The sequence below is a fragment of the Candidatus Filomicrobium marinum genome (assembly GCF_000981545.1).
In the GTDB taxonomy this organism is placed as follows: Bacteria; Pseudomonadota; Alphaproteobacteria; order Rhizobiales; family Hyphomicrobiaceae; genus Filomicrobium; species Filomicrobium insigne.
Genome location: NZ_LN829119.1, coordinates 305,645 through 326,970, shown reverse-complemented (window position 1 = coordinate 326,970; position 21,326 = coordinate 305,645). Strand labels below are relative to the sequence as shown.

Sequence of the window (21,326 nt, the reverse complement as noted above, 5' to 3'; positions counted from 1 at the left end):
GCGCTATAAGAAGGACCCAATGCGCCATGGCCAGTCTGCTCATTATCGGGGCCAGCCGCGGCATCGGCCTTGAAACGGCCAAAGCGGCTCTTGCTGCCGGGCACCGCGTGCGCGCGTTCGCCCGCTCGGCATCGAATATTCCTCTCAGCGATAAAAATCTCGAAAAGTTTCCAGGCGACGCGCTCTCTGCCAACGATGTAGCACGCGCACTCGACGACGTGGACGTAGTCGTCCAGGTGCTCGGAGCCGACATCGGCCCGGGCACGATCCTTGGCGGAACGACCCTCTTTTCCGACTCCACACGCATCCTTGTCGACGCCATGCAGAAAAGCGACGTGAAGCGGCTGATCTGTGTCACAGGCTTTGGTGCGGGCGATAGCCGCGACGCGTTGGGTCCTCTCTACCGCCTCGCGTTCACATTCACACTTCGCCGCATCTACGACGACAAAGATGTGCAGGAGCAGATCATCAAGGCATCGGACCTCGACTGGACCATCGTCCGGCCGGGATTGCTCCGTGACGGCCGGGCAACGGGCCTCTACCGCGCTCTAACCGATCCCAAGGACTGGCAGCTGACCACCATCCGTCGCACGGACGTCGCACGCTTCTTGATTGATGAAGTGGAACAGAACGCGTTCTCGCACAAAACTCCGGTTCTCATTTCATAAAGAAGTCAGCGAGAACCAGCAGGACAGCGGCCCCACCAACGCCAGCGGCAAGATTGCGGCGCGCGGCAAAGTAAACAGCTATACCGCCCAGGACAGAACCTATCCGAATTTCAAGGCCGATATGCGCCAGCTCGCCTGCCGGAAATAACAGAAGCCGCATGACAAGTGCCGCAACGAGTGCGGTCGCCACCGCACGCACCCAAACGAAAATCTCGCTGTCAGCAGCAACCCGTCGTCCGAGATAAAGACCCATCCAGCGCAAGGGTTCGTGAGCCAACATCGCCACGACCAGAAGGACCAGCGCGGCCTGATAAGTCGAAAGGAAGTCGTTCATTCCTTACCAGGCTCCCACAGCTTCTTCTGATATCTACCCGCCACGAATGCCAGTGTGCCGCCAACAAGCCCGCCAAGGAGCAAATCGAAGCCAGGAACAAGCACGTAGAAGACCGGCCCAAGCATCGTCCCGAAGGTGAGAGCGAGAAAATCCACGCTGGACCGTGCCGTCGCGACCAACGACAGAAAAAAGTAAATCGGCGTGAGAAACAGAAGCGCGGCAGACAGTATGGGCGGCACTGAACCGGCAATGAGAAAACCGAGAGCAGCTCCCACCAGTGTGGCAAGAACAAACCCCGTTCCAAGCCCGATGAAATAGCTGAGCCTCAAAGCAGCAGGCCGCGAGGGCAACCGCCGCATCCCCTCAATCCACGCGGTGACCGCTATGAAATGCACCGCCACCACCTGCCGCCAATTGGTCCTTTCCTCTTTGATGAGAGGCATCAATGCGACGGTCATCGGCAACAGCCTGATAGCCGTCAGTGCCACTGCAAACGTACCCGCCATAATAGACCCGCCGCGGGCCAACTGATCCATCATGACCACTTGCGCAGGCAGCGCGAAAAAAATTCCCATCATGAATACGGTATTGAAGAGCGACATGCCGGCGTCGCGCGCCAACGCCCCAAAACCAGCAGCGCTTGCAAACAAGATGAGACCGGGAATGCTGAATGTCCCCAGCAGCCCGCTGCCAAATGCAGCGAGCTGCTGGCTGCGTCGATTTTCTCTCACGCGTCAGTGCCCAAAGAAGATTCGGCCATCCGCGTCAGGCACCGTATGGAACATGACATCAAACTGCGCGACATGGGCCTTGACCTCTTCATCGTGGAGCGACCCGCTCGTAGCGAAAATCGCCTTGACCTTACGCCGCGCCAGCTGATCCAACGCATCAGCAAAAGAGAAATACGAGTCACTCACTACCGCAGCCCCTTTCAGCATATTGGAGCGTTTGGCTGCACGGGCCTGGATAATCGCAAGATCACTCGCTGCTGCTCGCTCCGGTTGACCCGACGCGTTCGCAACGAGCAACCCCTCGTTAGCAATCGTAATGCAGTTGCTTGCGCTCGCCGCGCAGATCCCCCAGGCTAAGCACATGTCGCGCTTGAGCTGATCGTCCCAATCCTCTGGGAACTTGGGAACAAACGGATTGGGTTCCTGTGACAGCGTAGCTCCGCGGACCGTCCGAGAGACCGGTTCCAACTGAACATTATCGCGATGAAGCGACGCCAAGGCGGGATTGGCGAGAAGATGTGTCTTGCCCTTCTTCCGGACAAAATACGGAATGACGTCAGGGTCGACAGAGGGTGCAGCAATCCCCTCAAATGGTCGATCCGGTCCCATCCACTGCCGAACCTTGTAAGCGACAGGCTCGCTCAGCGCGACATTGGTAACGAGAAACGAGCCGAATGCAGCGCGGAAGTTACTCTGTATCGCCTTGTTAATGACCTGATCTGAACTCCCGACAGCTGCCGAAAACGGACAGCTGTGCGTGACCAGAACAGCAATCGTCGGCACTGAGCCGACATTCACATCAAACGCGGCCGCAATCCGCGTAATTGCCTCGATGCCCGCATCCAGATCCCGAATGCTCGACCAGCTCATGTCCCGCGCGCCGGTAAAAGCGGGCTGACCATGAGGATCGGTAAACTTGCCGATTGCGAGAAGATCCTGGCTCCCGTCATCGGAAGCAATCCACGCCTGCTGTTGTGGATTCTCACCGTACTTGAGTGCCTGCCTGCTCATCTCTGATTTGCTCCTCTAGCGAACGGAGCGCTATCACACCGCGCAGTGGCAGCAAAGGCAATGCCTCAGCTCGAAAGTCTTATCCCGGCATGGGAGCTATGCATCCGTGGAAGAGGCAAATAAAGAAGACGGCCCGTTTCCGAGCCGCCTCTTCGCACACCACGATATGCAATTCGTAAAGCTTAAAGGTTATTCACCTTTCTTACGAGGGACACTCGGGACAGCACCGGTGCCGCCACCGCGCGAGGATTTCTCCTTGCGCCCGCCTTTGGGACCAGGAAGCGCTTTGCGCGGCGAAGCCTCAACAAGCACCGCCTGTGGTTCCTCGTCGCCCTCGTCCTCTTCTTCCTCGTCATACGCCGTACCCTTGGACCTCTTTTCCGAAGGGTCTGCGGCAAGGAATTCGAAGCCAAGCTTCCGATCAGGTCCTTCGCCTTCGACGACCACCTTGACGGTACCGCCATTCTCGAGCTTACCGAACAACAACTCGTCCGCGAGTGGCCTCTTGATGTTCTCCTGGATCACACGAGCCAGAGGCCGCGCGCCGAATTTCTCATCGTAGCCCTTTTCACCGAGCCACTTCGATGCGTCTTCGCTGAGTTCGATCGTGACACCGCGATCAGCAAGCTGTGCCTCAAGCTGGAAGACGAACTTCTCGACGACCTTCGCGATCACCTCAGGGGACAGTCCCGAGAATGGAATCACAGCATCGAGCCGGTTTCTGAATTCCGGCGTAAACAGCTTATTGATCGCTTCGGTATCTTCACCCTCGCGCTTACTGCGATTGAAGCCCATCGGCGGCTTGGCCAGATCACTGGCCCCAGCGTTCGATGTCATGATCAGGATCACATTGCGGAAATCGACAGACTTACCGTTGTGGTCCGTCAACCTACCGTGGTCCATGACCTGCAGCAGGATGTTGAACAGATCCGGATGAGCTTTCTCGATTTCGTCGAGCAGAAGCACACAATGTGGATGCTGGTCCACACCGTCTGTAAGCAGGCCACCCTGATCGAAGCCGACATAGCCCGGAGGTGCGCCGATTAGCCGAGAAACTGTGTGCTTCTCCATGTATTCCGACATATCGAAGCGCAGCAGTTCAACACCCATCAGACTAGCGAGTTGCTTGGCCACCTCGGTCTTACCGACACCGGTAGGACCGGAGAACAGATAGCTACCGATCGGCTTTTCAGGCTCGCGCAGTCCGGCTCGCGCAAGCTTGATTGCACTGGCCAGCAATTCAATCGCCTTATCCTGCCCGAAGACGAGCCGCTTCATATCGCGATCAAGCGCGATAAGAACCTCGGCATCAGACTTCGTAACCGTCTTGGGCGGAATACGCGCCATCGTCGCGACCGTCGCTTCGACTTCTTTGACGGTCACACGTTTCTTGCGCTTCTCCTCCGGCAACAACATCTGTGAAGCGCCAGTCTCGTCGATCACGTCGATTGCCTTGTCCGGCAACTTTCGATCGTTGATGTAACGCGCCGACAGCTCAACCGCCGCCCGCACGGCCGGCAGCGTGTATTTGATCTTGTGGAACTCCTCGAAATAAGGCTTCAGACCTTTCAGGATCTCCACCGAGTCTTCAATCGTCGGCTCCTTCACGTCGATCTTCTGGAAGCGACGGACGAGCGCACGATCTTTCTCGAAGTGCTGGCGATATTCCTTGTAGGTCGTTGAACCGATGCAGCGTACCGTGCCGGACTGCAGCGCAGGCTTGAGCAGATTGGATGCATCCATCGCGCCACCCGACGTAGCCCCCGCACCAATCACGGTGTGGATTTCGTCAATGAAGAGGATCGCACCCGGGTAGTTTTCGATCTCCTTCATCACCGCCTTCAGGCGTTCCTCAAAGTCGCCGCGATACCGTGTGCCGGCCAACAGCGAACCCATATCGAGAGAGAAGATCGTAGCACCGCGAAGAACCTCGGGAACTTCGCCGCGAATTATCTTGCGAGCAAGACCTTCCGCGATCGCCGTCTTACCGACGCCCGGATCACCGACAAACAACGGGTTGTTCTTCTGCCGACGGCACAGAACCTGGATGGTACGCAGAACCTCCTGTTCACGGCCGATAAGCGGATCGATCTTGCCGTCGCGCGCCTTTTTATTGAGGTTCACACAATAGCTGTTGAGCGCGTCCTGGCCGGGCTTTTTCTCCTCGGCGGCTTCGCTCTCCTCATCGACGCCGCGCACGGACCGAGGCTCAGACATCCCAGCACGTTTAGCAATACCGTGGCTGATGTACTGAACCGCGTCGAACCGCGTCATCTCCTGCTCCTGCAGGAAGAACGCCGCATGGCTCTCGCGCTCAGCAAAGATGGCGACCAAAACATTGGCGCCCGTCACCTCTTCACGCCCGGAGGACTGCACATGCACGACAGCACGGTGAATGACACGTTGAAAGCCGTTCGTCGGCTGAGCCTCGTCCAATGTTTCAGAGACGAGCGCACCTAATTCTGAATCGAGATATTCGCTGACGCGTCCGCGTAGTGTGTCTAAATCGACGTTGCAAGCACGCATAACACCCGCCGCATCGCGATCATCTACGAGCGCCAAGAGCAGATGCTCTAACGTTGCAAACTCATGTTTACGCTCGTTTGCATATTCGAGCGCGCGATGCAGGGCTGCTTCAAGACTTTTCGAGAACGATGGCACGAGAACCTACTCTTTCTCCATTGTGCATTGCAGGGGATGCTGGTGCTGGCGGGAAAAGTCGGTCACTTGCGTCACCTTCGTTTCCGCGACTTCGTATGTATAGACGCCGCAAATGCCCACCCCCTTGTGGTGCACGTGCAGCATAATGCGGGTGGCGTCCTCCCTCCCTTTGTTAAAAAACCGTTCCAGGACATGAACTACGAACTCCATGGGAGTATAATCGTCATTCAGCAATAAAACCTTATATAGGCTCGGTTTCTTCGTTTTGGGGCGCGTCTTGGTGACGAGGCCGGTCCGACCTTCATTGTCGTCACCTCCCTCACCACCTTCGGACCCGTTGGGTCCGGCCATTTGAATCGGGCTCTTAAGTTCGATCATCGCCGCCTCGAACGGCACGCCGGATACGACGTGCATCGTCTCAAATCATCTGTTCGCGTCGGGAACCCCCGAGCATCTCATCTTCTTACCGGCTTGCTAGCGCCGCACTCAACACTATTGCCGCTTTAAACACTGCTATCTCGCGAAGGGCAGCCGGTATGTAATTCGTTGTCCCGCCTGCTAAGATGGGTACACATGTCGACACAAAAAAGGCCCGGCTCGAGCCGGGCCGTCGCGTAGATTATAAAGCGCTCGCGAACCCGGCTCAACGGCCGCCTGATAAGATCTTATCCATTGGGGAATAGGCCTGCTTGGCCAAACTCGCATACATTTCACCAACCTTGGTCATCTGATGCATATATTCGTCGCAAGCACGCTTGGCGTAGTTCGACTGAATCTCGACAGCCTGCTCAAATGACTTCGCAGTCATCAGCTTACCAAACGTCGCCGTACCGTCTTCCAACGAGCGCTTTGTAAAATCCGTCATTTCAGCGCCAATGGCCTGCCAGCCCCTGGTCCAGTCGTCCATCAGCTTCGTCACCGAATCCATGTTCTGCTCGCCGAGCTTTTGGAAAGCCTCGAAGTTCTTTGCCGCATTAACATCCATGTTCCACTCCGTATTCGGAAGAGATTTCTCGGAAAATAAGGGGTGGACGACCGCACCCCTGGCAGCTCGAAACCTGATATTTGCAACGCACAACCGCAGATTCAAACATTTTTTTTGCACTGCACAAGGAGCAAGCGAGCACGGCAGGCCGATGTTAACGAAAACTTGGGCACCTCGAGTCTATGCAATTGACAGGCTGGGATTCGGACCAGCGAGGGACTTAACGCGCCGCAAAGACGTCAAAAAACCGTGGTCTGCCAGTCTGTGGAATGATGGGAGATTCGGAGCAAACGCAGGCGAAGACGCACTCTGGCGTGAGGCCATTTGGTGCGCATCAGAAGAAGTTGGCAAGGAAACCTTAGCGGTCGATGGCCAGAAATTTCACACGTCATACCGGCAAAAAAGCCTCAGACAGGACGTCACTTTATAGTGCCGTTCTGACCGTTTTGACGTTGGCTTGTGCAATCCTGGTCTCGGATGTGCAGGCAGCCAACGCCGAAAAGCATGCCGCGATGGCCATGGACGCTAACACCGGCAAAGTGCTGCACAACAGCTCTGGGGACGAATTGCGTCACCCTGCTTCGCTTACGAAAATGATGACGCTGTATATGGCCTTCGAACTCATTGAAGCAGGAAAGCTCAGCTACGGCACAAAAATCCGGTTCAGCGCGCAGGCCGCCAGCCAACCCCCTTCGAAACTCGGCCTAGACGTCGGGGAAAGCATCCGCCTGATCGATGCCATCAAGGCTCTCATTACAAAGAGCGCGAACGATGTGGCGTGCGCGGTCGCAGAACATATCGGGGGCTCCGAAACCCGCTTCGCCCGCCTTATGACGGAAAAGGCACGCGCGCTTGGCATGAAACGGACCGTCTTTAAGAACGCATCTGGCCTGCCGAATGAGGATCAGGTGACGACCGCACGCGATATGCTCACACTGGCGATGCGGCTTCAGGACGATTTTCCAAAGCACTACGAGCTTTTCAAAACGCAGACGTTCTCATACCGGGGCAAGACCTACCGCAACCACAATAGGCTCTTGGGCAAGATCCGTGGCGTCGACGGCATTAAGACTGGTTACATCCGCGCTTCCGGTTTCAATCTCGTTTCGTCGGTAAAGCGGGACGGTAAATACGTCGTCGCAGCAGTATTCGGCGGGCGCACATCCAAGACGCGCAACGCCGAAATGACGAGCCTGCTTTACAAGTCCCTCAAGCGAGCTTCTACGCACCAGACGCGTAAGCCGATGTTGGTCGCTACACCTAAGCCTATGATGCGCCCATCAATTCCGCCACGCCGTCCTGTTCTTGCTGAACCCATTGAGGTCGGACGCGCCGAACCTCAGATCGCGATCGCGCGCGTGCGTCCGAACGATGTTGTGCAGGGCCGCCCCACGCCATCGCCCGCCTATGCGAATCGCCCTCCACAGCATCAACCCACCAGCGAACCACCCGGACGCGCCCCAGGCACGCTGCAGGATCAATTGGCTCTATTGCTCGCCCGTAGCGGCGTCGTGGACGATACAAGCGGCGAAGGGTCACGAGAAGAACCAGAGCAAAATGTGCGAGGCCAGGTGCAAGGTCGGGTACCGAACGGCCCTTATCAGGTTCAGGTGGGCGCCTTTGGATCACGTCAAGAAGCCGAACAGAGCCTGGAAGCCGTAATCCGACGGACCAACAGACTGCTCGCCGACTACGTTCCCATTACAGAACCCGTAAACAATGGTTCACGAACCCTCTACCGCGCACGCTTTGCAGGCTTTGGGCAAGCGGCGGCAACGTCAACGTGCCACGAACTACGAAGCCTTCAAATCGACTGCTTCGTCACGAGCCAGCGCTAGACAAATGCGTTGGCTCCTGTGAGGCGACTATTGCGAAATATTCGCCAAGAGCACTTCCTTGGCTTCGTTGATTTTTGACGCAAGATAGGTGGAACCACCGCGATCGGGGTGAAGCTTGACGATAAGCTCGCGATGCGCGCGCCGAACCTCGTCACGACTGGCACCATGGCGAAGCCCGAGAATTTCGTAAGCCTCTGCCACAGTCATGCGGCCATCCGGCCCATTCATTTCTCTTTCTCCGCGCGCCATGTCTTCGCGCCACTTCGGATACGCCCGATCAAGATAAGCTTCGATCAATTGGGCGGAGCGAGGATCATCCGCCCGTGCATCCTGCCACAGCAGAGCAAGCTCTGCTGCCTCCAGCGTCTCGATGCGCCGCCCCTCAAAGAGACCGCGGATCACGCGCCCACGAATTTCACCGGTATCATGATCAAGCTCCATCTCGAGAAAATCGGTGGTGACCTGCGATGTCTGCCCGCCCGATTTACGTGTTCTTGGCAGCGAACCGCTGCCGAACAGCAGCCAGATCCCAAATAATCCTACGGGCGCCGCGTATCCGATGCCTCCGCGCAAAGCCAGCAGACCAGCGACAGCGAGCGCAATGACCCCGGCCGCCCGCTTGAGCTGCACAGCCAGCTTCCCCGGGTTTGCCCCAGTAAAGCCGTGCACAGCGATAAGCACCAAAGCAAGTAGCGCTAAACCTAGAAGAAGGAATTGCATCAGCGCATTAACAGGGTCCCGCGCCCTTTCAAGTTGAAACGGAATATCGGAAAGCACACGCGTGTAAGGCGATCACAAAACAGGTTGGCAAGGCCTACACCAAAGCGCAATGCGGCAACACCCTCAGCGTTACGACGCCGCCGGTTTCATTTGTTGTAACAACGCACGAGCTCCACTTCCCGACCGTTCCGAGCTAAGTCGTTGCAACGCTTCGCGGCCACCCGCAGCATACACAGCAACCGCCGCCAGCAACTCACGTAGCTGCACTGCCGAACCCGCATCAAACCGGCACCAGGCACCACCCGTCAATCGGCAAATCTCCTTGAACGCACGTTCCGCTACCGGATCATAGCCCTCCTGAAACAGGAACACCGGCATCCCAAGCAACCCGAGCTCGCCGGCACGCGCACAAAGCTCATCAACGCTTTCTTCCATGCTGTCGCCGACATACACCAACGCATTAACCTGTTTTTTGTCGGTTTCCCGCCTCGCGTGGGTCAAAACCTTACCGATCTGCGTGCGTCCACCCTGGCAACCAACCTGCGTCATCAGGCGCTGCAAAGCCATGGGATCACTCACCCACTTTGAAGCCCTGCATTCGCCAAACCCGCGAAAATAAACTAACTGCACGTCAAGACCGCCGATCTGATCGACGGCGGCAAACATCTCCGACTGCAACTGCATGGCCATGTCCCAGGTGGGCTGGCGGCTCATCGTTGCGTCCATGGCGAATATCAGACGCCCCCGCCCGGTATTTTGGGTGCGCGGTGCCACCTTCATCTTTGCGAGAAAATCCGCCACCTCTTGATCCGAGGATCTCTCGGTATCCGGCAGTCGATCAGACGCGCGATCAGCGGGTACACTCGCCCCCGTAACATCCTCGGGAATGATCTTCGTATCGCGCTTATCCTTGGTGGTCATGAAGCTCTATCCTTCGCAAAGCGAAAGGCCGCAGAATGGGCAACCTCCTGCTAAGGTGGCCACACCCCATCAGGTTGGCAAGTCACGGGGCTGCCATCAAGATTTAGGCTTCTCCGTTTCCAGCGCGTAAAAGGTCGAGATTACCCCCAGTCGCGGTGATATCTGTGGAGCGAACTCTTTCAGTCGCAAACCGTTGCACGTAATTTGGACCACCAGCCTTCGGCCCCGTCCCTGACAAGCCCTCACCACCAAACGGCTGAGCACCGACGAGCGCGCCAATCTGGTTGCGGTTAACGTAGAGATTCCCGACCTTCGCCCGCCGGGCAACATGGTCAGCGACGGAATTGATCCGGCTGTGTAACCCCAACGTCAGGCCGTACCCAGTGGCATTGATCGCGTCGATCACCTTATCCAGCATGCCCCCCTGATAACGGCCGACATAAAGAATGGGCCCAAAAACTTCGCTCTTGAGAATGTCAATCCGCTCGATCTCATAAGCTGCCGGGCTGACGTACGTCCCCGCCCTGCAGTCCTCCGGCATACCTCCATCGGCAATCAACTGAGCCTCACGGCCCAAATGCAGCTTATGCGCGTCCAGCGTATCTTGAGCCTGCTCGTCAATAACCGGTCCGATATCCGTCGCATAGTCCATCGGGTCCCCTAAACTAAGTTCCTCGATGGCCCCCGCGAGCATGCTGAGTGTGCGCAGCGCAATGTCTTCGTGAACGAACAACATGCGGGCCGCAGAACAACGCTGTCCGGCACTGTCAAACGCCGATCGCATAACATCCCGAACAACCTGTTCGGGTAACGCGCTAGAGTCAGCGATCATTGCGTTCAGCCCGCCGGTTTCCGCAATCAGCGGAACAATCGCCGCACGCCTGTCAGCAAGTCCCTTCTGAATGGCCCAGGCTGCCGCATTGGACCCCGTAAAGGCGATACCCTGAACACGCGGATCACGGACCAATGCCGCACCGGTCGTGCCATACCCTGGCAGCAGATGCAGCACACCGGCAGGCACACCGGCTTGATGCAACAACCGTGTTGCCAGAAACGCCGTCAGAGGAGTTTGTTCTGCCGGTTTTGCAAGAACAGGATTTCCTGCCGCCAGCGCCGCCGCGATTTGCCCCGTAAAGATTGCGATCGGGAAGTTCCAGGGACTGATACAGGCAAAGGGACCCCGCGCCCGATACGTCATTTCATTGCGCTCGCCGGTAGGTCCGGGAAGCGAAATCGGTCCGCTGAAAAGTCGTCTCGCCTCGTTGGCGTAGTACCGCAGGAAATCAACGGCTTCGCGGACGTCATCATGCGCTGCAGTGACTGTTTTTCCAGCCTCGCGGACAATGACCGCCATCAACTGCGTACGCTGGCTTTCGAACAAGTTGGCCGCACGCTCTAGAATGCGCGCGCGCTCGTCCACAGGTGTAAGGTCCCATGCCTCCGCATTCCGGCAGGCACTCGAAATAGCCGCTTCGATATGGTGAGCATCACTCCAGTGAACCTGGCCGATATCCTGGCGGTGATCATGCGGGCAAACCATACGATGAGGTCTGGCATCACCAAGTGTCAGCTCACCGTCGATCAACGGTCCAACTTCGAAAGGCGAGAGAAGAGCACTCGCCATGCCCGAAAGCAGTTCACTTCGTACCGTGCGATCAGCCAGGGCGAGCCCGGCACTTGCACGGCGATGCGGTTCGAAAATGTCGCGCGGACGCGGAATGGGGTTAGGCTGAGCAGGTCCCGTTCCATCGCGCTCACTTTGCAAAACCGCAACCGGATCACGAACGATCTCAGCGATTGGTGCATCTTCGTCCGCTAAACGGTTGACGAACGACGTATTAGCCCCGTTTTCGAGAAGCCGGCGCACAAGATACGGCAACAAATCTTCGTGGCCGCCAACAGGCGCATAGATCCGGCAGACCGAGCCAAGCCGACTATCGCCCACCACTTCCTCATAAAGCGCCTCTCCCATGCCATGCAGCCGCTGAAATTCAAACGGCGTGTTCGCCGCCGCCACGTAAACGGCGGCAAGGGATTGCGCGTTATGCGTCGCAAACTGCGGGTAGAACGCCTTGCGATCAGACAGGAGGAAGCGGACGCCGGAGATAAACGAAAGGTCGGTATGCAGCTTGCGAGTGAATACCGGGTAGTCCCGCAAGCCCAACTCCTGAGCCCGCTTGATTTCGCTGTCCCAATAAGCCCCTTTCACCAGCCGCACCGGAATGCGCTGACCGCCCCGTTCAGCAAGACGTCTCAGCCATCGCAACTGAGGCATCATGCGCTTAGAATACGCCTGAACGGCAAGACCAAGACCATGCCACCCATGCAGCGCCGGGTCCTCATAGGCGCGACCAAACATGCGCAGCTGAAGTTCGAGACGATCTTGCTCCTCAGCGTCAATCGTCACGGAAATGCCCTGCTTACGCGCCTCCGTGAACAACCTCATCAGCTTCGGTAACAACTCATCGTCAAGGCGCGCCTCTTTGCCGGGCTCATAACGCGGATGCAGCGCAGACAGCTTCACCGATAAGCTCGGGCGGCGCATCAACGTGTCAGGATGCTGCGTCATCACTGGCCCGGTTGTCGCCGCGATCGCATCCAGAGCGGACATATATCTGTCGAAATAGCGGTCTGCGTCGGCCTGCGTGCGCGCGGCTTCCCCCAGCATATCGTAGGAGAACATGTAGCCACGCTCTTGCAGCGGCTGAGCACGCGCTAGGGCATCTTTAATAGTCCGCCCAAGCACGAACTGATCTCCAAGGATGGAGACAGAACGCCGGATTGCCTGTCGGATAACGGGCTCGCCAGAACGCCCGACCAGCCGCTTCAACACACTGATCGGGCTCGCGCCCTTAGCATCGCGCAATTTTACGACACGGCCCGTGAGCATCAGCCCCCAGGTGGAAGCGTTGACAAACATGCTGTCGGAATGACCGAGATGTTTGTCCCAAGCGCCTTCACCAATTTTTTCGGCGATCAATTGATCCTGCGTCTCATGGTCAGGAATACGCAACAGCGACTCCGCCACGCACATCAGGATCGCGCCTTCCTCGCTGGAAAGCCCGTATTCCCTCATAAACGCGTCGACGCCGCCAAATTTATGCCGATTGGCGCGCGCGCAATGCACGAGTTGACGCGCAACCTCACTCACGCGCCGACGCTCGCCGTCGTGCAGTTCGCTTTCCGCTAGCAATTCCGCGACAAGCCGCTGCTCGTCAGCTAAATGTGCAGCTGCAAGATCCTTATCGGGCGTTGTAAGATCGAGAGCCGAAATCGTCGGCCCGCCGATAGCAAGCGGACTATCCATAACCGCCACCCTGCCGTCCCTTCGTTCGATTTTGTTGAGAACGCAAGACGACTCACCGTGTAAATTTTCGTTAGCATATCAGATAACTATTGGTGCGCCGAACATCGAAAGGTGGATGAAACGTGGCACAACCCCCAAAAAAGACTGCGCGCAAACGCACCGCGAAGCTCTCGGGCACCGGCCTGAAGGCCGAAAAGAAGAAAGCGGCAGCGGATGTCGTCGAGAAACCCGCAAAATCTCACACGGCCAAGGGCACTCAGTCCGCCCCCCGAACATCCGATAAGATAAAAACGTCAAACGTAGAAATCATACGAACCGTCGCCGATCTGCGCCAGGCGACAGCGCCTTGGCGCAGAAAAGCTGAGCCGATCGCCCTCGTGCCGACGATGGGCGCGTTACACGCGGGCCACATTTCGCTGGTCCAGGCGGCCAAGAGAGCCGCGAAACACACGATTGTATCTATCTTCGTCAACCCAACTCAGTTCGCGCCGAATGAAGATCTCGACCGTTACCCGCGAGATGAAGACGGTGATGTTGGCCGTTTGCGCGAGAACGAAGTCGATATGGTCTGGGCCCCGCCAGCCGAAGAAATGTACCCGGAAGGATACTCGACCTATGTATCCGCAGGTTCGACCGCGAACGGACTGGAAACCGATTTCCGCCCCCACTTCTTCCAGGGCGTCGCCACCATCGTGCTGAAATTGTTGAATCAAGTCGCTCCCGACTACGTGACGTTCGGCGAGAAGGACTATCAACAGCTCTGCGTGGTTCGGCAGATGGTCCGCGATCTCAATGTTCCAACGGAAATCATTGCGGTTCCGACCGTGCGTGAAAAAGACGGCTTGGCGCTTTCTTCGCGTAACGCCTATCTCGCGCCGCGCGAACGCGAAGTCGCCCCCCACCTTCATCGCACGATCTACGAAGTGGCCGATGCCGCAAAGACGGGAAATCTCGGCGTTCTACGCGCAGATGCAGCAATGAAATTACTCTCGCTCGGCTTCAACAAAGTGGACTACGTCGAAATACGTGATGCTGAAACATTAGGCACGTTTGATCCCTCATCCGGCCGCCCGGGACGGGTTCTCGCCGCCGCCTGGCTTGGCCGTACTAGGCTCATCGACAATGTCTCCATATCGCCATAAGCCATTGCAATATGGTCACACGTAATATCAGGGACAGGGGATATTTCGCGACGTCACCGTGACTTGATGGCGCTTGCCAAGCCGCCCTCCCCCGTGCCAACTCTGCCGCAACCATACCAGCCGACGGATTCGTGCCGCGCTTTTTAGTGACGCGTCAGCAACGGCGCCCCTTTTCGTCGACCGGACGAACAATGCGGACGATACGCGATGGCCAAACCACAAACGATCGACCTCTTTTCGAGCTCCGAGACCGAATTGAAAGAAAAACAGCCGCGCGGCCGCAAATCGACGGACGCCTCCGATAATTACACCGCAGCTGACATCGAGGTCCTTGAGGGCCTAGAGCCCGTACGCCGTCGCCCCGGTATGTATATCGGCGGCACGGACGAGAAGGCGCTGCATCACCTGTTCGCCGAGATCATCGATAACTCGATGGACGAAGCGGTGGCCGGTCACGCCAGCTACATCGAGGTCAATCTCGGCGCCGACGGCTATCTTACCGTTGCGGACAATGGGCGCGGCATTCCCGTCGACGCGCACCCCAAATTCAAATCGAAGTCGGCGCTCGAAGTCATCATGACGACCTTGCACGCTGGCGGTAAATTCGACGGCAAGGCGTATCAGACCTCCGGTGGCCTGCACGGCGTCGGCGTCTCCGTCGTGAATGCACTTTCCGAAATCCTCGAGGTCGAGGTCGCACGCGGCCAGCAGCTTTACCGGATGGTATTTTCTCGCGGCAAGCCGCAGTCAAAACTGGAAAAACTTGGCGCGATCAAAAACCGCCGCGGCACCAGGGTTCGCTTCAAACCCGACGAGCAAATCTTCGGTAAAGGCACAGCTTTCAAACCCGCGCGCCTCTTCAAGATGGCCCGTTCCAAAGCCTATCTGTTCGGCGGGGTCGAAATCCGCTGGTCATGCGATCCGGAACTCATCAAGGATGACACACCGGCCCAGGCCGTCTTCCACTTCCCCGGCGGCCTGCGCGATTATCTCCAAGAGACCATCAACGGCCTTACGCTGGTTACCAACGAGCTGTTCGCAGGCCGCATTGAAAAACCCGGCGGACACGGATCGGTCGAATGGGCTCTGGCCTGGATCGGCAACGCTGACGGCTTCATGAATTCCTATTGTAATACGATCCCAACGGGTGAGGGTGGCACACATGAAGCCGGTCTCCGCGCTGCCCTGATGAAAGGCCTGCGTGCCTACGGCGATCGCGTCGGCAACAAGAAAGCCGCTCAAATCACCGCCGACGACGTCATGGTCACGGCCGGATGCATGCTCTCGGTGTTCATCCGCGAACCCGAATTCCAAGGCCAGACCAAGGATAAACTGGCAACACAGGAAGCCTCTCGCATCGTCGAAACGACGGTTCGCGATTCATTCGATCATTGGCTCGTCGATCGCCCACAACAAGCTAACAAGCTGCTCGAATGGGTCATAGAACAAGCCGAAGAGCGCTTGAAGCGCCGCCGCGATAAGGAAGTCAGCCGCCAATCCGCCACACGCAAATTGCGCCTGCCCGGCAAACTGGCGGACTGCACGATACGGTCCGCCGAAGGCACAGAAATTTTCATCGTCGAAGGCGACTCGGCCGGCGGCTCTGCCAAGAGTGCGCGCAACCGCGAAACCCAAGCGATCCTGCCGCTGCGCGGCAAGATCTTGAACGTCGCCAACGCGTCCGCAGCTAAGCTGGCCCAAAACCAGCTTCTATCGGATCTGATACAGGCCCTCGGCGTCGGCTTGGGCAAACACTACCGGGACGATGATCTGCGCTACGAGCGCGTGATTATCATGACCGATGCCGACGTTGACGGCGCCCACATTGCATCCCTGCTGATCACGTTCTTCTTTCAGCAGATGCCCGAACTCATCACCAAGGGACACCTGTTCCTGGCGGTGCCGCCGCTCTTCAAGTTGACCCATGGAGCCAAGTCCGTCTACGCACGCGACGAGGACCACAAGAATGCGCTTTTGAAGTCCGAGTTCAAAGCTGGCGCCAAGGTTGAAATCAGCCGGTTCAAAGGTCTCGGCGAGATGAATTCGGGCCAGCTCAAAGAAACGACGATGGACCCGAAGGTCCGCACGCTCCTGCGCGTGGTCATCGACGACGAAAGCAATGAAATCGTTTCTGAAGCGGTGAACGCTTTGATGGGCTCCAAGCCCGAAGCACGGTTCAGGTTCATCCAGGATCGGGCAGCATTTGTAACGGACTTGGACGTTTAGTCCGTCATGCGGGAGGGTGAAGCGTCCCTCTCGCCTTTAGCGTTCTGCAGCTAACGCGTCACGCGCGAACTCGTAAGCCGCCCAGCGCAATTCGCTATGACGTGACCAGTCGAGCAAACTGGCATCAGTAGGCACCGCAAACGACAAGAGCCGATCCCCCGGCAGCAGATCAGCCGCAATATCCTGCGTCTCACGCATCAGGCTGCGCATCAAAACCGCTTGAGGCCCCGGAGCCTTCGGCCATGACTTCGCCAAGCCAGGCCAGAGCATGCCCCCAATGAGACCAAGCCGCGACGGCAATGCAACATCGCCATTGTACCGTGTGCCCACATTCGGGACCTGAAGATCGAGCACCACATTCGGTCCCGTTTTGATTTTGCGCATAGCGGCAAGCGGCACATTCTCGATGAGGCAGCCGTCAACCAGCATCTCGCCTTCCGGCGTGTACATCGGCGGCAAAAGCGCAGGAATTGCCGACGAAGCCCGGACCGCGGCCCACAAAGGCCCGGAGCGAATGATCTCGACCGTATTGCGTGAAAGGTTGGTCGCCACTGCGAAATAGGGTGTCCACAAATCTCGGACATCCTCGCACGAGAAATGCTCCACCAGCGCGGCTTCAAACACCTCCTGGTCGAGCAGGCTGTAACGTGGCCACGTCCACCGCCCCATCGCCTTGCGCTTCACGAAGATGTCGTGCGTCAGCTGATCGATATCGGCCGGACTGACACCAAGCGCAAACGCCGCCGTCATCGCCGCGCCGCCACTGGTGCCCCCCATGATGTCGAAGGTATAGCCGGCTTCCAGCAACGCTTGATACATGCCGATGTGCGCAGCAGTGAGCGCCCCACCACCACACGCGACAAGACCTAGCGCCTCACCATCAATGAAGCGCATCAGCCGGCCGAAGTCGCTCTTGTCCCCCAACACCAAATGATGATGCGCGTCGATCCATCGCCTCGGATCGAGCCACAACGGCGTCCCCGCCACCGCGTCGCGCTTGGAGTGAAGAAGAACAAGGCGAACATTGCACGAGTCATGCAGCGAAGTGACGACACGCTCCAACGCGTTGGGAGTACGCGCAGCAGACTCAGTAACAGCCGCCTCGCCAATCAGAAGCACATGATCGGCTTGTCGAAGCGCTTTCTCCGACCAGGCCGTGAGCTCGTGGTCGCAGACGTAGAAAATGCGGCGATACCGCCGCTCGAGATCATTGAACCACCCAGTCTCTGCCGAAGTGGCAAATGTCTCATCTGCCTTGATTGCATCGACGGCTCGGCCGTGATCGAGGATCAGGGTATCGCGAGCGCCCGCAAAGTACTCACGCAAACCAGCGATGAACTGAGGTGAAACAGGGCCAGCTCCAGCGCGACAAACAGCGATTGTCTGAGGCGCCGCATAACGATCGACACACCGCCCAATGGTCGTGCGCGCCAGCCGCGTCGCAAGGGCTTTGGCAACACTCTGCCAGATCGATGGCAATTGCCCCGCAAGTTCGGCAAAGTCGGCGCGCGTCAGAACCAATACGATGCTGTCACGCTGAGCGCGCACGTTAGCGGTTCGGCGTCCGCCTCCGAAAAAAGCGATCTCCCCGATCGGTTGCCCCACACCGATCTCGGCGATAATGGACGCCTCACCATCGCGAATAACCGCGAACCGGCCTGAAACGACGATATACAGCGCATCCGCCTCTTCACCCTCACGTATAAGGAGGGTCCCGCGCGGCACGGTCATGGAACTTAGTCGGTGTTCCAGTTGCATACGCTCGGCAGCGGAAAGTTCCTCGAAAACCTCAATCTGAGAAAGGTCTGGCTCGGAAGGCATGGCCATACCGCACTCCCTCTAAGCCCGATTGAGTAGACGACACGCACCACTCAGACACGGCTCCAACGAGCCCACGGATGAGCGGATTTTCAGGCATTCTCAATAATCAAGAAAGCAAAAACAGCGCTCAGGCATTCCTCGTTAGGAATAATTTTAGTTCAAACGGACAGAGTAAGCGCGCGGGACGCCCAGGTGTTGCGAACCGCGAGTGAGTTTGGAGTATTGCGTACCAATGGCTGCTTTTGCCCACGGGTCTATGGCCCTTGTGCCATCAAACGTGAATTGCAACGAGAGCAGCAGCGACGCTCCGGCGCCAACGGAGCGGACATGCGTGGAAGCTCCAATCACGCCGAGCCCCAGCAAAACAGTATCTAAAGACTTTTTTCACCTGATCGGTGACGCGGACTTCGAGCCGCCGGCGAACGTCATTCTGAGCTCCTATGCCGATAATGATGACGCGAACGCTGCGCACCTTTTGAACGCCGGAGAGACAAAAGAATTCCCCCTTTCGGGGTCAACGACCGCCGCTGGGTCTCTCATGGCGGGATCTGACTTCACGGCGACCACATGTGTCAGCGAGGTCTCATTCGAAGGCATGTCGTTTGCCGTTCCTGAAACCCGGCCCGTCCAAATCCCCGGGAACTTTGGCACACTCACAATTCGCGCAGATGGCACGTTTATTTATAGCCGGACCATTCATGACGAAGACTTTGCGGACGCCTTCACGTGCACGACAAAAGATGGCACGGAACGCCTGCGCGTCACTCTGCGAATTACGACAGAGCAAGAAAGTAAGACCAACCACGCGCGAACAGCTTGATTCCCCTTGCAACGCAATGCGTCAACCATCAGTTGCTGTTGCGCGATCACAACTCAGAGAAAGTTTGAGCTACAAGAGAATTGTCAAATACCCAGGCTACGGATATGCCGTTGACGGATTGAAACGGGCTTGGAGTTTTTCCCTATGAAGTTGGTTTTAAAGGCTGCCGCAAGCGCAGCGCTTATCGCCGGACTTGCCGTTTCGGCATCCGCACCCGCAGCTGCCGGTAACTGCTACAAATTCACGGGCAAGGGCTACGGTGTTGAAAAGACGATCGCCTGCTCGTTCGCAGACACTGCTCTTAAGCGTTCCATCGCTCGCTGGGCGCGCGAAAAGGGCGTGAAGCCTCACGTCGGACCGACCCATCACAAAACGAAATCAGACCGTGACCTCCTGGTTAAGTGCAAAGCCTGGGCACGCGTCTGTAAGTAAACTCAACGCAAGAGCACGAAAACAATTAGAGGGCTCGCAACCGATTCAATCTGGTTGCGAGCCCTCAGCTTATTTCCGGTCGCGAGCATTGCGGCCAATCTCAGTGATTGTTCAGAGATTCCTGCTTTTGAGCCGCAATCGCGTCCTTGTCGTTGACGCTGGCATATTCCAGCGTCGCGTCATCGACATATGCCGTATTGCCGGAGGGCGCGAAATCAGGCCCGAGGACATCGACAATCGTTGGGTTATCCTGCGTTCCCTTGTGAAGCGACCAGCCTTCGACAACCTGCGCACGCGATGAGTATTGCGCGTCCTTCTCAAGAAGCAGTTCGTGCAAACCCTTGAGCTTATAGTGGGGAACAGCCGCCATGAGATGGTGTGGCAAATGGTAATCCATGCCAAACGGGAACACGGCATAACGCACGAACGGATTAACAAGGAAAATGCGCGAATTCGTATAACGACCCCGATCGGCATTGCCATGCTGGACCCACTCCCGCAGGATCATGAATAGCGGAAACGTCGAGAACAAGGGCAGGATCCAGAAAAGCCCGAAGTAGCCCCACATAGGCATACCGCCGCTGTAGTATTCCCCGAGGGTCAAACCGCTGTACAAAATAGCCATGAAGGACAAACGGCTGATAGCGGTCGCGCGATGCGAAATGATCGGGTCAAGCCGACTCTTCGCGAAGGCGTCGTCAGGGATCACAGCGTAGTAGACGACGAGCACAGCTGTAGCGACGACGATGATGCCCATCGCCCAAGCCGTCATGGAAGCTGAATCTGCGTATCCGAGCTCTCCCGCAGACAACAAAGCGATCACGGCGAAGGGCACCATTACGGCATAGAGCACACCCCAACGGATCGCCCAGGGCGAACCTGGAGACTTAGGATCTGCATAGGGATTGGTGTCTACGCCCAAAGCGCTGTAGCGCGCGCGCGCCGCAATATAGCTAACCAAGAGAACGGGATTGAGCTGCCGGATAATCCCCCAAACGAGATCGATGTGCGCAACAGGGAAATCCAACCAGTGACCGGAATCTTTGGCTTGCGAGAAATTCGGATCACGCTCCGGATCATTGACGAATTGATGATGCGCAAGATGATGCAGCCGAAACGCATACGTAGACGTGTAAATCGGAAAGGCACCGAACCAATCCGAGGCCAGTTCGTTCAATTTGCGATTCTCAAAGAGAATAAAGTGCGTGCCTTCGTGCACAATTCCCCCGAGTTGGTGCTGGGAAGCCCCAATGACGAAAACCGCTACAACGACCATTGGAATATTCCACCACCATCCGAGTCCCTCCCACGCAACAACGGAGAAACTCCAGACTGTAAGAACAATAGTACCAATGATGATGGCCCATACCTGCGCGATGTACGCAAAGTTGGTGTAATTGTCGCGCTCTTTGAGCGACCGGATCACAGCACGATAATCGCGCTTCGTGTCCATATCTACGTCAGCATCAATACCGTTTTGGACGGCCGTGCTCTGAGATCCCATGACAGTACCCCGAGATCGTTTCTTCACTTCATTAGGCGCCGGGATTTGTGTCCCCGATCAGCGCCCTGGTCTAGCCCCATTACATCAACGTCTTAAAACAAAATATTAAACCTGCATCTCATTAAATCACATGCTTGGCTTAACGTGCGGGCTCTTGCCGCATCAAAAACTCGTGTAGCTGCGCGTTCTAGCCTTCGGCATCTGC

Annotated in this window: 17 protein-coding genes; 6 read left to right on the top strand and 11 right to left on the bottom strand. The window is 57.2% G+C overall.

The genetic code is table 11. The features are described 5' to 3' along the window. The first annotated feature begins 26 nt into the window (after nucleotides 1-26). The gene (locus tag YBN1229_RS01530; RefSeq protein ID WP_046475884.1) at nucleotides 27-668 is read left to right on the top strand and encodes an NAD(P)-dependent oxidoreductase; all 642 of its coding nucleotides are present in this window, start codon (nucleotides 27-29) and stop codon (nucleotides 666-668) included. Here YBN1229_RS01530 and YBN1229_RS01525 read toward each other — a convergent pair. The 6 genes from YBN1229_RS01525 to YBN1229_RS01500 form a co-directional block, all read right to left on the bottom strand. Then, nucleotides 658-1,002 (bottom strand): AzlD domain-containing protein, encoded by a 345-nt coding sequence (locus tag YBN1229_RS01525; RefSeq protein ID WP_046475880.1) that lies wholly within the window; start codon nucleotides 1,000-1,002, stop codon nucleotides 658-660. The two genes, YBN1229_RS01530 and YBN1229_RS01525, sit on opposite strands and share 11 nt — an antisense overlap. After that, a complete protein-coding gene (locus tag YBN1229_RS01520) occupies nucleotides 999-1,733 on the bottom strand; it encodes an AzlC family ABC transporter permease (protein ID WP_046475874.1) in 735 nt (244 codons plus the stop codon). The genes YBN1229_RS01525 and YBN1229_RS01520 overlap by 4 nt, the downstream gene beginning before the upstream one ends. Nucleotides 1,734-1,736: 3 nt before the next feature. Then, nucleotides 1,737-2,744 carry a hypothetical protein gene (locus YBN1229_RS01515; protein ID WP_046475868.1) on the bottom strand — a complete coding sequence of 336 codons (1,008 nt, stop codon included), beginning with the start codon at nucleotides 2,742-2,744 and terminating at the stop codon, nucleotides 1,737-1,739. A 189-nt stretch (nucleotides 2,745-2,933) separates the two neighbouring features. Beyond that, nucleotides 2,934-5,405 carry an ATP-dependent Clp protease ATP-binding subunit ClpA gene (gene clpA, locus YBN1229_RS01510; RefSeq protein WP_046475863.1) on the bottom strand — a complete coding sequence of 824 codons (2,472 nt, stop codon included), beginning with the start codon at nucleotides 5,403-5,405 and terminating at the stop codon, nucleotides 2,934-2,936. A 6-nt stretch (nucleotides 5,406-5,411) separates the two neighbouring features. Beyond that, entirely contained in the window at nucleotides 5,412-5,756 is a 345-nt protein-coding gene (gene clpS / locus YBN1229_RS01505) for an ATP-dependent Clp protease adapter ClpS (RefSeq protein WP_046479796.1), read from the bottom strand. A 292-nt stretch (nucleotides 5,757-6,048) separates the two neighbouring features. Then, on the bottom strand, nucleotides 6,049-6,390 hold the full coding sequence (locus YBN1229_RS01500; RefSeq protein ID WP_046475857.1) for a phasin family protein: 342 nt from the start codon (nucleotides 6,388-6,390) through the stop codon (nucleotides 6,049-6,051). A gap of 368 nt (nucleotides 6,391-6,758) precedes the next feature. Here YBN1229_RS01500 and YBN1229_RS01495 point away from each other — a divergent pair, with 368 nt between their 5' ends. Then, the gene (locus tag YBN1229_RS01495) at nucleotides 6,759-8,228 is read left to right on the top strand and encodes a D-alanyl-D-alanine carboxypeptidase (protein WP_052743602.1); all 1,470 of its coding nucleotides are present in this window, start codon (nucleotides 6,759-6,761) and stop codon (nucleotides 8,226-8,228) included. Nucleotides 8,229-8,255: 27 nt separating this feature from the next. On the opposite strand, the gene YBN1229_RS01490 is transcribed toward YBN1229_RS01495, so the two are convergent. The 3 genes from YBN1229_RS01490 to putA form a co-directional block, all read right to left on the bottom strand. Further along, on the bottom strand, nucleotides 8,256-8,948 hold the full coding sequence (locus tag YBN1229_RS01490; protein WP_046475852.1) for a DnaJ domain-containing protein: 693 nt from the start codon (nucleotides 8,946-8,948) through the stop codon (nucleotides 8,256-8,258). Between the two features lie 129 nt (nucleotides 8,949-9,077). Next, nucleotides 9,078-9,869, bottom strand: a complete 792-nt coding sequence (locus YBN1229_RS01485) for a hypothetical protein (RefSeq protein WP_046475847.1) — start codon at nucleotides 9,867-9,869, stop codon at nucleotides 9,078-9,080. A 103-nt stretch (nucleotides 9,870-9,972) separates the two neighbouring features. After that, complete coding sequence (gene putA, locus YBN1229_RS01480; RefSeq protein ID WP_082100955.1) at nucleotides 9,973-13,176, bottom strand: bifunctional proline dehydrogenase/L-glutamate gamma-semialdehyde dehydrogenase PutA; 3,204 nt, start codon at nucleotides 13,174-13,176, stop codon at nucleotides 9,973-9,975. Nucleotides 13,177-13,298: 122 nt separating this feature from the next. Here putA and panC point away from each other — a divergent pair, with 122 nt between their 5' ends. Next, nucleotides 13,299-14,318: a pantoate--beta-alanine ligase gene (gene panC, locus YBN1229_RS01475; protein ID WP_348270695.1), complete on the top strand. Its 1,020-nt coding sequence runs from the start codon at nucleotides 13,299-13,301 to the stop codon at nucleotides 14,316-14,318. Nucleotides 14,319-14,525: 207 nt separating this feature from the next. Next, a complete protein-coding gene (gene parE, locus YBN1229_RS01470; protein WP_046475844.1) occupies nucleotides 14,526-16,544 on the top strand; it encodes a DNA topoisomerase IV subunit B in 2,019 nt (672 codons plus the stop codon). Nucleotides 16,545-16,580: 36 nt separating this feature from the next. Here the strand turns inward: parE and YBN1229_RS01465 are convergent, their stop codons facing one another. Beyond that, a complete protein-coding gene (locus YBN1229_RS01465; protein ID WP_052743601.1) occupies nucleotides 16,581-18,371 on the bottom strand; it encodes a patatin-like phospholipase family protein in 1,791 nt (596 codons plus the stop codon). A gap of 226 nt (nucleotides 18,372-18,597) precedes the next feature. Between YBN1229_RS01465 and YBN1229_RS01460 the strand changes: the two genes are divergently transcribed. Beyond that, nucleotides 18,598-19,185 carry a VCBS domain-containing protein gene (locus YBN1229_RS01460; RefSeq protein ID WP_046475841.1) on the top strand — a complete coding sequence of 196 codons (588 nt, stop codon included), beginning with the start codon at nucleotides 18,598-18,600 and terminating at the stop codon, nucleotides 19,183-19,185. A gap of 144 nt (nucleotides 19,186-19,329) precedes the next feature. Then, a complete protein-coding gene (locus YBN1229_RS01455; protein WP_046475837.1) occupies nucleotides 19,330-19,617 on the top strand; it encodes a hypothetical protein in 288 nt (95 codons plus the stop codon). 100 nt (nucleotides 19,618-19,717) lie between these two features. Here the strand turns inward: YBN1229_RS01455 and YBN1229_RS01450 are convergent, their stop codons facing one another. Next, a complete protein-coding gene (locus YBN1229_RS01450; RefSeq protein ID WP_052743600.1) occupies nucleotides 19,718-21,121 on the bottom strand; it encodes a fatty acid desaturase family protein in 1,404 nt (467 codons plus the stop codon). Between the last annotated feature and the right edge of the window lie 205 nt (nucleotides 21,122-21,326).

Excerpts from the sequence above, each read along its gene's own strand:
- YBN1229_RS01485 (WP_046475847.1), bottom strand. The coding sequence starts at position 9,869 with ATGACCACCAAGGATAAGCGCGATACGAAGATCATTCCCGAGGATGTT.
- YBN1229_RS01515 (WP_046475868.1), bottom strand. The coding sequence starts at position 2,744 with ATGAGCAGGCAGGCACTCAAGTACGGTGAGAATCCACAACAGCAGGCG.
- YBN1229_RS01530 (WP_046475884.1), top strand. The coding sequence starts at position 27 with ATGGCCAGTCTGCTCATTATCGGGGCCAGCCGCGGCATCGGCCTTGAA.
- parE (WP_046475844.1), top strand. The coding sequence starts at position 14,526 with ATGGCCAAACCACAAACGATCGACCTCTTTTCGAGCTCCGAGACCGAA.
- YBN1229_RS01460 (WP_046475841.1), top strand. The coding sequence starts at position 18,598 with ATGGCTGCTTTTGCCCACGGGTCTATGGCCCTTGTGCCATCAAACGTG.
- YBN1229_RS01465 (WP_052743601.1), bottom strand. The coding sequence starts at position 18,371 with ATGGCCATGCCTTCCGAGCCAGACCTTTCTCAGATTGAGGTTTTCGAG.
- putA (WP_082100955.1), bottom strand. The coding sequence starts at position 13,176 with ATGGATAGTCCGCTTGCTATCGGCGGGCCGACGATTTCGGCTCTCGAT.
- YBN1229_RS01525 (WP_046475880.1), bottom strand. The coding sequence starts at position 1,002 with ATGAACGACTTCCTTTCGACTTATCAGGCCGCGCTGGTCCTTCTGGTC.
- clpS (WP_046479796.1), bottom strand. The coding sequence starts at position 5,756 with ATGGCCGGACCCAACGGGTCCGAAGGTGGTGAGGGAGGTGACGACAAT.
- YBN1229_RS01490 (WP_046475852.1), bottom strand. The coding sequence starts at position 8,948 with ATGCAATTCCTTCTTCTAGGTTTAGCGCTACTTGCTTTGGTGCTTATC.
- YBN1229_RS01450 (WP_052743600.1), bottom strand. The coding sequence starts at position 21,121 with ATGGGATCTCAGAGCACGGCCGTCCAAAACGGTATTGATGCTGACGTA.
- YBN1229_RS01500 (WP_046475857.1), bottom strand. The coding sequence starts at position 6,390 with ATGGATGTTAATGCGGCAAAGAACTTCGAGGCTTTCCAAAAGCTCGGC.
- YBN1229_RS01495 (WP_052743602.1), top strand. The coding sequence starts at position 6,759 with ATGGCCAGAAATTTCACACGTCATACCGGCAAAAAAGCCTCAGACAGG.
- YBN1229_RS01455 (WP_046475837.1), top strand. The coding sequence starts at position 19,330 with ATGAAGTTGGTTTTAAAGGCTGCCGCAAGCGCAGCGCTTATCGCCGGA.